This is a genomic window from Candidatus Atribacteria bacterium (assembly GCA_011056645.1).
Classification (GTDB): Bacteria; Atribacterota; Phoenicimicrobiia; order Phoenicimicrobiales; family Phoenicimicrobiaceae; genus Sediminicultor; species Sediminicultor quartus.
On the sequence record DSEL01000073.1, the window covers coordinates 1 to 11465 of the forward strand.

Annotated in this window: 10 protein-coding genes and 1 tRNA gene; 2 read left to right on the top strand and 9 right to left on the bottom strand. The window is 35.0% G+C overall.

What is annotated here, in order from left to right; translation table 11 throughout:
* Positions 1-148: 148 nt before the first annotated feature.
* Positions 149-1267 (top strand): peptidylprolyl isomerase, encoded by a 1119-nt coding sequence (locus ENO17_03020; GenBank protein ID HER24009.1) that lies wholly within the window; start codon positions 149-151, stop codon positions 1265-1267.
* 69 nt (positions 1268-1336) lie between these two features.
* Here the strand turns inward: ENO17_03020 and ENO17_03025 are convergent, their stop codons facing one another.
* A complete protein-coding gene (locus ENO17_03025) occupies positions 1337-2116 on the bottom strand; it encodes a hypothetical protein (GenBank protein ID HER24010.1) in 780 nt (259 codons plus the stop codon).
* Positions 2117-2164: 48 nt separating this feature from the next.
* Positions 2165-3523 carry a hypothetical protein gene (locus ENO17_03030; protein HER24011.1) on the bottom strand — a complete coding sequence of 453 codons (1359 nt, stop codon included), beginning with the start codon at positions 3521-3523 and terminating at the stop codon, positions 2165-2167.
* Between the two features lie 224 nt (positions 3524-3747).
* Here ENO17_03030 and ENO17_03035 point away from each other — a divergent pair.
* A tRNA-Gly gene (locus ENO17_03035) sits at positions 3748-3823 on the top strand.
* Positions 3824-3832: 9 nt separating this feature from the next.
* Here ENO17_03035 and ENO17_03040 read toward each other — a convergent pair.
* The 7 genes from ENO17_03040 to ENO17_03070 all read right to left on the bottom strand — a co-directional run bounded on the left by ENO17_03040 (position 3833) and on the right by ENO17_03070 (position 11388).
* On the bottom strand, positions 3833-4468 hold the full coding sequence (locus ENO17_03040) for a protein-L-isoaspartate(D-aspartate) O-methyltransferase (protein HER24012.1): 636 nt from the start codon (positions 4466-4468) through the stop codon (positions 3833-3835).
* A 39-nt stretch (positions 4469-4507) separates the two neighbouring features.
* Positions 4508-4717, bottom strand: coding sequence for a hypothetical protein (locus ENO17_03045; protein HER24013.1), 210 nt, complete (start codon positions 4715-4717; stop codon positions 4508-4510).
* A 32-nt stretch (positions 4718-4749) separates the two neighbouring features.
* Positions 4750-5517: a 5'/3'-nucleotidase SurE gene (gene surE / locus ENO17_03050; protein HER24014.1), complete on the bottom strand. Its 768-nt coding sequence runs from the start codon at positions 5515-5517 to the stop codon at positions 4750-4752.
* Positions 5518-5520: 3 nt separating this feature from the next.
* Complete coding sequence (locus ENO17_03055) at positions 5521-6915, bottom strand: FAD-dependent oxidoreductase (GenBank protein HER24015.1); 1395 nt, start codon at positions 6913-6915, stop codon at positions 5521-5523.
* Between the two features lie 518 nt (positions 6916-7433).
* Positions 7434-8945 carry a xylulokinase gene (gene xylB, locus ENO17_03060; protein ID HER24016.1) on the bottom strand — a complete coding sequence of 504 codons (1512 nt, stop codon included), beginning with the start codon at positions 8943-8945 and terminating at the stop codon, positions 7434-7436.
* A 36-nt stretch (positions 8946-8981) separates the two neighbouring features.
* Entirely contained in the window at positions 8982-10121 is a 1140-nt protein-coding gene (locus tag ENO17_03065) for a xylose isomerase (GenBank protein HER24017.1), read from the bottom strand.
* A gap of 91 nt (positions 10122-10212) precedes the next feature.
* A complete protein-coding gene (locus tag ENO17_03070; GenBank protein ID HER24018.1) occupies positions 10213-11388 on the bottom strand; it encodes an ROK family transcriptional regulator in 1176 nt (391 codons plus the stop codon).
* Positions 11389-11465: the final 77 nt, after the last annotated feature.

Genomic DNA, 11465 nt, shown 5'->3' on the forward strand with positions numbered 1-11465 from the left:
ATTAATGACAAGTCTAACTTCTAATACCAAATGTAAGAAAAGATATTTACCTGATTAGATATTTTAATACTGATCATTTATTATTCAATTATTCAGGAAATTAACTAATGATTTTAAAATCAAATTAAAAGGAGAATTAAAATATACTATGTTGCGAGCATTAAGAAAAAACATGAAATATGTAATCATTGCCTTGGTTACCTTTTTTGGCATCTCAATTTTTTATGGCTTAGGCCAATATAAGTCCTCCGGTAATCAAAAGCAAAGCTACTACCTTGCCGAAGTAAATAAGTCAGGAATTACTTCTAACCAACTACAAAATGCCTTTTTGAACGCTATCTCTCAATATGATGATAAAACCCTTTCCAGTTTGGATCAAGCTGCAATTGCATCTTTTAAAAAAAATATATTAAATCAACTAATTGACTATGAACTTTTATACCAGCAAGCTCAAAAAGAGAAGATTAAGATTTCAAATGAACAGATTAATTCACAAATTGACCAAATTAAAGATAATTTTTCTTCTCCCGAAGAATTCGATGGAGCTTTAAAGGCAAATAATATTACCCTCACTAAACTTAAAGAAGACATAAAACGACAATTAATGATAAATTCTGTTTTAGAGAACACCAAAAATCAAGTAAGTGTTAGTGATGAGGAATTATTAGAGTATTATAATACCCATAAAGAAAGCCTCTTTGAACCAGAACAAGTTCATGCCCGGCATATTTTGGTAGAAACCGAGGAAGAGGCAAATATGCTTCTTAAACAGCTTAAAGAAGGAATAATCGATTTTGCGGAATTGGCAAAAGAGAAGTCAACAGGTCCCTCTGCCCCAAGCGGTGGAGACCTGGGATTTTTTGCGAAAGGTCAGATGGTAAAAGAATTTGAAGATGCTGCTTTTTCGCTGAAACCGGGGGAGATTAGTGATGTAGTACATACCCAGTTCGGTTATCATATTATCAAATGTGAAGAGAAGAAAGAAGAACATTCGCCTACCTTTGAAGAAGCAAAAGCGCAAATTAATAATACTTTGAGATCCCAAAAAGAAAATGAATCGATAACAGCACTTCTCTTAAAATTAAAAGAAGAAGCTGTTATTGTTTATAATTATGATTTTGACGCAGAAATTGAAGCATTAAAAAAATCTTCTTCAGAAGAGAGCCAACCAACTCCCTCAAACTCTACCGAGCAGACAACCTCTTCAGGAGAGACAACTACCACCAATGATACTCAGGATACTTCAAATACTTCAAATAACAATTAAAGGCAAGTTCATATAATTCGAGATAGAAAAGAGAAATACTCAAAGGGGCTAAAACTTGGCCCCTTTTTTTTATGGGGATATACATAGCATATCCCACTTAGACAATATTATTTTTACAAGCTTAATTTGCTCTTCCTTTCGAAATGACAAGGGTAATTTTCTACAGGTTTCAAAAGTTATAGCAGGAATTCCGAGCTGATTATGAGCACAATAAGTAATGCTGCCTTTAATCGAGTCCACTAAAAGCTGATATTTATTATCCTTCTCATGAATTTCCCGGTTCATCTCCTCAACCAAAAAGGAACCCAAGTCCACCAAGCTTTCATCTTCGGAATCGATAACCACAGTCTGGCCATAATTTTTAGGATTCCTATGGTAAAATTCTATCGACTCGTGTAGATCAATTAATAATTTGACATTATATTTTTTTATCAAATCAAATATTTCATAAGCTATTTGTTCTACGGAATTTCCCTGGGAATTTCCGGGATAAACTCTGTTTAGATTAATATCAGAAGGATAACATCTTACGTTTTTTGCACAAGCTAAAATGTTTGCTTTGGGTATCATAATCAAAGTGCCTTTCTCAATGTTTAAATTGTCTTTTAAATATTCAGAAGCAATGATACCTGCTTTTTCATTACCATGTGTTCCGGCTACAACCATTATAACTGGTTCTTTATAATCAGTTTTAATAATGTAGACAGGTGTTTCATAATCTGTTCCTTCGCAAATATATTCAACAAAAGTAGTATGCAGTAAAGCAGTTTGAGAGAAGCAAAAAAATAGCAATATTGATAAGATAAATATTATTTTAAGAAAATGTATAGGGGTGCGGTTCTTTGTCATTTACTTATTCCCTTTGCGGATCAAACTTATTTGACTCGTTTATATATACTAATTTTCCTTAACTATCATCGGCACACTATTGTAAATATCTTCTGCTAAAAGTTCTCTCTTTTCTTCTCCGTCTTTTCTAACAATTCGGTAAGTTTTTATCTGATAACCCGGTACCCCTTCTTGAGAAACTATATTTTGGTCAACCCCTAATTTAGGATCCTTCTCTCTAATTATCTGATAATCAATTACCTTTTTATCTTTGCTAATAATTTCCACATCTGTTTTACTTTCATTTCCGCCAAAGATACTAACCTGTAATACATCTTTTAAAACTTTTGAAAAAATTACTATCTCATGGTTTGAATTATTTTTAAATTTTAGATCTTTAAATCCGTAAAATATAGCTGCATCCTGGCCCAAAGGAACGTATTTGGTTGCCTCTCCGTATACTGAATGATTATACCTCTCTACAATGGGTAGATTAGCTAAAAGAACTGCGTTATATAAAGTGCTTGATACCTGACATATTCCACCGCCATAACCATTTGCAAATACGCCATTAGCAATGATAGTGCTTTCCTTATATCCGTCTGCCTTTTCAGCGGGGCCTACATATTTATTAAAAGAAAAAATCTTTTGTGGTTCTACAACAATACCGTTTATCACTCCAGAGGCTAATTTTATATTATATATAGTATTCTCTTCTTTATTTTCTAATGAAGTAGAATATGTCCCTATTTCTTGGTTAATTGATAATTCTTCCAAAATATCTTGAGTAGTAACTCGGGGATCGATTGTAATTACCGGTAAATTGATAGTATATTTTTCTTCACTTACACTGTTTAGTGATCCCTGAATTTCTTCTTTGTATTTTTCTGAATCAAGCTTTATTCCTATTCTACTTTCAATAATTTTATTATCTTCCATATAAGCATCTTCAGGCATACGTTCGATTAGAGATCTTATCTTATTTTGAAAATTATCAAACTTCTGGGAAATGAATTCAGTCTGAAACGGCACTTCGTATCCTTTTCTCCCCACTACAATTCTGTTCTTTAGTCGCCTGAAAACATTTCCGGTACGAGCAACACTGTAAACATCATCCACCACCTGATCTAAATCAATGAAAGCTCCCAGTTCTTGATGAGGAAAAACTTTTATTTCCTGATTTTCGAATATAAATATTCTGGGAGTTTCTACTATTTTTAAAGCAATGGGCTGCAGAATCTCTCGCGCTTCTTCTTTATTTAATCCCTCTAATTTAACACTAAAAGCAGATACTCCGGATAGTATTTTATTTCTATTTCTAAATAAATCAATCCCATCAATTAAACTAATTGAAACTATAATTATTATTAAAAATAATAAAAATTTTCTTAACGTTCTGTTCTTTTTCTTCTTTGGATGATATTTCAATAAATTGTACTCCTTTTTATTTTTGTTTTTTCTTAATTTTTACTTATTTTCATTACATTAGTTTAAACTGTATAGAGGTAAATAGACAAGGGAAATAATATCTTTTTCTTTTATTTTCCTATCTTCTTTACTTTTGCTTCATGCGCTTCATATGCTATAATCGATAAGAAATATTAGTTGATAATTTATAAATATTTAGGTATAATATCTGGGACAAAATAATTGCGGGAATAGCTCAGGTGGTAGAGCGTTGGCTTCCCAAGCCAAAGGTCGCGGGTTCGAACCCCGTTTCCCGCTCCATTTTTAATACTACCAACCATATTGACCTACCAAGGGAACAAAAACACATCCGCCATAATTGGATATTTTTAATTTGCCTTTTTCTTTGACTCCCAGCAGGAGATCCTGAGAAAAAGAGTTGCCTACAGGAATGACTATCCTTCCCTTTTCGCTTAATTGCTTTATTAAACTTTGCGGTATTTCCGGAGCCCCAGCAGTAACTATAATGCCATCATAAGGAGAATATTCCTCCAGACCATTACTCCCGTCTCCTACAACAACTTTTATATTTTTTATTTCCAATTCTTTAAGTATTTTTTCTGCTCTATCCGCTAGTTGACTATGACGTTCTACAGTATAAACCATTTTTGCTAATTTAGATAAAATCGCTGCCTGGTACCCTGAACCGGTTCCTACTTCCAAAACAGTTTCCGCACCTTTTAAGGAAAGGCATTGAGTCATTAAGGCAACCATAAAAGGTTGAGAAATAGTCTGACCCATACCTATAGATAAAGGACAATCTAGATAAGCACTGTTTTTTTCTCCCTCCGGGACAAATTTTTCTCGGGGAATACTACTTATTGCTGAAAGAAGCCTTTTATCCCTAATGCCTCTTCTCTGTATCTGATGTTTTATCATCTCTTCCCGCATTTTTTCAAAATCCATAAGGCCTCTTCCTCTTATAATAATATTTACTATTTAATTTTAGAAAAAACGGTCTACTACATCATTCCCCCTGATGGTTTCTACTATGACATATACCAGCATGGCTATCAGAAATCCGAGTAACATACGAAAAAAATAGATTGCCCCCTTAGTTTTCGTATTATCCGTATGATACAGTCTTACTATAAATCTGGAAAGGGCTAAAATGATAAAAATTAAAATTAATATTAAATATATCTGTTCATTCATCTCTTTTTCTGCTCCGAACTATAATTTAGTTTTTAAAAATTCCATTTCTTTGCCCAATCCTTGACTTTAGTTATCATCTGATAATTAGTTAAATCCAAAGAAAGCGGGGTTATAGAAATCTCATTCTTAGAAATTGCTTCAAAATCAGTATCAGGTTCTATATTTCCTTCGGGTAGCTCTCCCCCCAGCCAATAATGAGTAGTCCCCTGAGGGTCATGTATTATTTTCACTTCATCCTGATATACTCTTTTACCATGTCTGGTTATCTCTACTCCCTTAATTTCTTCATAATCGATATTGGGGAAATTAACATTTAAAACCAAATTTGCGGGTAAAATATTTTTCATCAATTTGGAAGCTATTTTTTTAGTAAATAAGGCTGCCGATTTAAATTTAAAATCTTCAAATCCGGCTATAGAAACAGCCAAAGAGGGAACATTTCTCATCGCTCCCTCCACTGCTGCCGAAACTGTCCCCGAATAGAAAATGTCATCGCCCAGATTCGGACCACAGTTAATTCCTGATACAATCAGATCAATCCTTTCGGTTTTCATGATTTCCAATATACCAATGATAACGCAATCCGCCGGTGTACCGTCTAAGGAATATCCCCAAAAATCACCGTTTATTTTTACTTTCCTCATTTTCAAAGGTTTACGTAGTGTCATAGCATGACCTATGGTACTCCTTTCTCTATCGGGGGCAATGACCGTAACCTCTGCAATCTTATCCAACTGCTTTTTTAAAATTTGAATACCTTCCGAATAAATTCCATCATCATTAGTTAAAAGTATTTTCATAATTTATTTATTCTTATTTCTCCTTTTCAATATCTCGCCGGCTATGATAACTCCTGAAGTAGAAGCTTGAATTAGCCCCCGGGTGATACCGGCGCCATCACCCGCAGCAAACAGATTAGTAACTTTTGTTTCCAAACAGTCGGAAAGTTCCAGGCGTGAAGAATAGAATTTTACTTCTACTCCATACAATAGGGTATCTTTAGAATAGACTCCGGGTGCAATTTTATTCATAGCTTTTAGCATTTCCAGGATATCGGAAAGTATTCTATAGGGTAGAACAAAGCTGAGATCTCCGGGAGTAGCTTCCTTTAAAGTGGGATTTACTATGGAATGTGCAAGCCGGTCCGGTGTGGATCTCCTGCCTAACTCTAAATCCCCCAATCTTTGCACAATAACCCCTCCGCTTAAAATATTTGCCAGATGCGCGATATATTTTCCGTAGGCAATCGGTTCCGTAAAGGGTTCGGTAAAATGCGTGCTGACCAATACAGCAAAATTAGTATTATCAGTTCGGTGCTCCTGGTAACTGTGCCCGTTTACTGAAGTGATGCTATCACTAAATTCAGTAACCACTTCCCCATAAGGACACATGCAAAAAGTACGAACTTTATCATCAAACATCTGGGTATAATAGATTAATTTTGACTCGTATACTGCATCTGTTAAACGCTTCATTACTATGGCCGGAACTTCGACTCTTACTCCAACATCTACCGGATTATTAGCTATTTTTATATCTAGAGCATCAGCCTGCTCTTTCAGCCATTCAGAACCTGCTCTCCCCGGTGTAACCACTATATATTTTCCTTTTATTATCTCGCCTTTTTTCGTCTCAATTCCTGTTGCTCTTCCTTTGTCCACCAAGATTTTATTGACTTCGGTATCTGTTTTAATATCAATTTTATGCTTTAAGTAATCCTGCATCTTCTTTAATATTTCTACACATTTTTCTGTCCCTAAATGCCTGATTCTGGTAGGTATTAATTTCAATTTTGCTAAAGAAGCTTCTTTTTTGAGAATATCTATCTCCCCTTCTTCTGTTCCGTAAACAGTTTTATCTGCTCCGAATTCGAGATAAATATCATCAGCATATTGAATTAATTCAGCTACTTTGTCTTTATCAATATAATTATTTAATTGTCCTCCAATTTCAGTGGATAGATTTAATTTGCCGTCACTAAAGGCGCCGGCTCCTCCCCATCCGGAAATTATTGCACAGGGAGAACAATGAAAACATCCCCCGCTTTTAGTTCTCATCAGGCACTCTCTTTTTTCAATCTTTTCCCCTTTTTCCAATATCAATACTGAAAGATTATTTTTCCTGGTTAGCTCAAGGGCCGTAAAAATCCCTGCCGGTCCCGCACCAATAATTATAACGTCATATTCTTTCTTTTTCATGTCATCTCACCTTTAAATTATTTTTTTCTACGTATTAATTTTATATTATTTCTATAGATAAGACAAATAAAAAAACAATTTTTAAAAACCTGCTAAAAAAATGCTTCTCGAACCTATGGAACTTCTTTTTATCAAATCATATTTTTATCAATCTTCATAAAGCCCGATTTCTTCCACTGCTCTTGTATAATCTGGAACTGTCTTTTCTGTGGTAAATGATTTTCTCATAAAATCTGTATCAATTTTTTTTATTATCACTTCTAAAATCTCCCTCTTTTTCCTCTCGCTTTGTATAATTTGTATAAATATTATTGTTTATCATGGGTATAACAACGTCTTTTAGGTATAATAATTTCACTTTTTATTTATCTCCATACTCGGTATGATAACATAAAGTAATTATCTGCTCCTATTTTTCAGATCTTATTCAGAAGATAGGCATGATAGAAGGATGGATTCCGATTTTTACGCTAACGACAGATCTGGGGAAAGAAAGATATAAAACGAAGGAAAACAAATCAGATTGAATGGGATAATTTTTTTAATTTTTTAAAGTCTTCTTTCAAATTGTAATACAAATTCCGGTATAATTTATAATAGTCATCATATTTTTCAGTAGCTTGATTCCTGGGAATGATAGTATTTTTTACTTTAATAATTCTGTTCACTGCTTCTGCAAAACTACTATATACGCCGATACCTACTCCGGCAATCAAAGCTGCTCCAAAGGCAGGTCCCTCCTCTACATTTAAAAGGTTTATCTCCTTGCCTAAGATATCAGCCAATATCTGCTGCCATATCCTGCTTTTTGCTCCACCTCCGGTAGCCCTTATCTCTTTAATCTTAACCCCTTTATCTTTAATTAATTCCAGAGAATCTTTTAGGCCAAATGTTACACCTTCTAAGACACTCCTTACAAAGTGTCTTTGGTCATGTTTGCCGGATATACCAAAATATACAGCACGGGCATTGGCATCATTGTAGGGAGTCCTTTCTCCATAAAGATAGGGTAAAAAGATCAGGCCTTCACTGCCAGGTTCTATCTCTCCTGCTAACTGGTCTAATTGAGTATAGCTTAATCGGCTATTGAATAATTTTCTCTCTAACCATTCATAGGATATACCTGCTGATAGCATTACTCCCATTATATACCAGCTATCGGGACAGGCATGATTAAATAGATGTATCCTTCCTTCTTGATCAGCTTGCGGATTATTGGTCTGGGCTAGGACTACCCCTGAGGAACCGATACTGATCATTACCCTTCCTTGTTCTGTTATGCCACTTCCCACTGCTCCACAGGCATTATCGGCTCCTCCGGCAACTACCGAAGTTCCAAATTTAAGGCCGATCTTTTCGGCTATTGGTTTAGTTATCTTACCAGCTAAATCGAATGAATTAAGCACCGTAGGGAGTAAATCCTGATTAATTTCCAGTTTTTCCAATAAGCCGGTAGACCATTTCTTTTTTATCACATCAAACAATAGCGTACCGGCAGCATCAGAGACCTCAGTAAAAAGCTCATTGGTTAGCCTGTAGCGGATATAATCTTTGGGTAGAAGGATATGTTTAACCTTTTTATAATTTTCCGGTTCATTTTCTTTTAACCATAATATCTTGGGAGCGGTAAATCCCTCCAGGGCGGGATTAGATACATAACGGATTAGCTGCTCCAATCCTCCCGCTATAGTATAAATCTCTTTACATTGTTCCGAGGTGCGGGTATCGCTCCAGAGGATGGCCGGTCTAATCACTTCCATCTTTTCATCAAGAAAGACCGAACTGTGCATCTGTCCGGATAGGCTTATTCCTTTAATCTGGTTAGAGTCAATAGGATGATGAGATAGTGTTTCCTTTATTACTTTTACAGTGGCCTCCCACCAATCATCAGGAGATTGTTCTGCCCAACCAGAGTGGGGAGTTGCTAAGGGATAAGAAACCATTTTACTGGAAATAATCTTACCCTCTACTGATACTAATAGAGCTTTTACTCCACTGGTACCAATATCTAAACCTAAAAGAAAACCCATAAAACACCTACTTTTTAATCTTAATATTATTAATAATCACTCTTTATACATTCGATCAAAATATTTTTGAGCATTTATTAGAGATTCTCTCATCATATCCTCTGCTTTAGCGGTCTCTCGATTATTGAGGTATTTCATTAATTGTTCTTTATCGAGTTCTTGGGCAGCTTGGGCACAGGCCTCCCAGCTTAGTACGCTTCTGATTACTCTGTCAATTCCCTGCTCTTCATTATCATATGGCCTTACCTGCATATCGTGGCCTTTCCAGCGATTAAAACCTGCTTCCCGGATTAGACCAGCTATGGCTATATTCATACCATTAACCCGTGTCCCATGGTCGATATCATATTTCCCCGGTCCGCCAAGAATGATACCATCATTATAACCCTGACTGTTTAAGTGCATATGAACTAAAGCATGGTTATCTATCTCTTCAACCGTATCATATACATGGTCAAGCCCTATCATCTCTGAATGCCCAAACTCTTTATTCACTCCCTTTTTGTTACGAGTAATTTTAAATTCTTCTTCTAATTTATTCCAAAAGACCAGGGCACTGGCAACGGTTGGGATTAAAAGAGCCGGATGTCCTTCGTTGGGTTTTGGTTCTAAGGCAAAATAGAGATTTCCTCCTAATTTTTCTTCATATTTGCAAAGTTTTGCAATACTCTCCTTAAGATGCTGATACATTTGGGAAATTCCTATAGATGAAAGGTCATAACCAAAGGAACCATTCCAAAGGACAAAAGTTGGCCATTTTGAGGGATCGGGATGCCAGGCTTTCCGGAGAGGTCCATAAGTAAGAGCAACCGTCCTCTCTCCGAATTCTTCTGCTGATTTTCTCTCTACAGGGTCTAAGGAAGCTATCCCACCATAAGCAAAAGGTTTATGTGCTCCCGGAGTTACCATGGCCAGATATATCTTGGAATCTACTAAAGCATCGGCAATTTCAGAACTATTCTTTTCATTAAATTCATTATCGTAATGCACTTCAATCCCTAACTCTATATTTTCCGGTAATCTCGGAGCAACTCTATTTTTTACCAGCTTAATCATATCAACAGTACTAAAATTTTTAGAATTCCATTCTGGTCTCATATCATCCGGGACAAAACCACCCTTCCCCGCATTAAAAGTCCATCGACAGATACTATGTAATGATTTATTTTCTTTCATTTTTTTACTCCTTAAACAGCAAGACAATTATATTGATTGATTTGTAAAAAAATATTTTATTGTTTAACCTTCTTCGTTTCTGAAACTTATATTAAATGAATTTAATGCTCTCATTAATAATTAAATCTGCCATCCCATAAACTGCAGCTAAACTGCCTAGTTTACTAAATTTAATTTCTACTTTCTTGTAGGAAACAGACAAAGCACTTTCCTCAAGTATTTTAATAATTTCCTTATAGATATAATCTTTTATTTCTACAATTCCTCCACCAATTACTAACAATTCAGGACTAAGTCCATTAATAATATTAACTAATCCTATTCCTATATTTCTTCCTGTTTCATTAAATATCTCAATGACCTTTTTATCTCCATTTTTACCTAATTGATATATCTCTTTCTTGGTTAATTGTTTATTGCTACCAGGTAATTCTAAATACCTATTAACAATATAGCTTTCCGAAGCAAATATCTCCCAACATCCCCTATTACCACAGTGACATATGGGACCATTAGTATCAATAATAATGTGCCCAAATTCCCCTGCGTTTCCACTTGCTCCTCTATATAATTTACCATTTATAAAAATCCCGCAACCTATCCCTTCGTTAATAGAAACAAATACCATATTATTTATTTTAGAATAAATAGATCCTCTTTCCCCAATAGCTGCCGCTTTTGCTTCATTATTTAAAACTACAGGAAGACCATATTTGTCTTTAAATATCTTTGAAATATGGACATTTTCCCATCCTAAATTAGGCGCAAATTCTAATATACCCTTCACTTTGTCAATCAAGCCAGGCACCGCTACTCCTATCCCCAGGAAGTCATTTAATTTTAAATGCTTTTCTTCTATCATCCTATCCATCTCAAAAAATATCTGTTCAAGGGTCTTCTTGTAATCGTCTTTATATATTATGGGGATGATGCTCTTCATGACCACTTTTATTTCTAAATCAAACATGACTATCTTTATCTGATTAACCTCGATCTCAATACTAAAAATATAAGCTTTGTTGGGATTAATCATTAATTGTACTGGCTTTCTACCGCCGGAAGAAATGCCCTTGTTAGTTTCAACCACAAAACCCTTTTTAATCAGAGTTCTAACATGGTTAGACACTGTACCGGCACTACATCCAGTAATTTCAGCTAGTTCTATTCGAGAAACGGGACCTTGCTTGCGAATTGCTTTAAAAAGACTACTTAAATTCCATTTTCTAATCAGGATTGAGTTTCCGAAAATAACTTTACTTTTACTCATTGTGTTAAATATGCTCCTTCTTTTAAATTTGTTCCTTCTTTTGCTGATACTAATATATCTATAATACTATATAATAC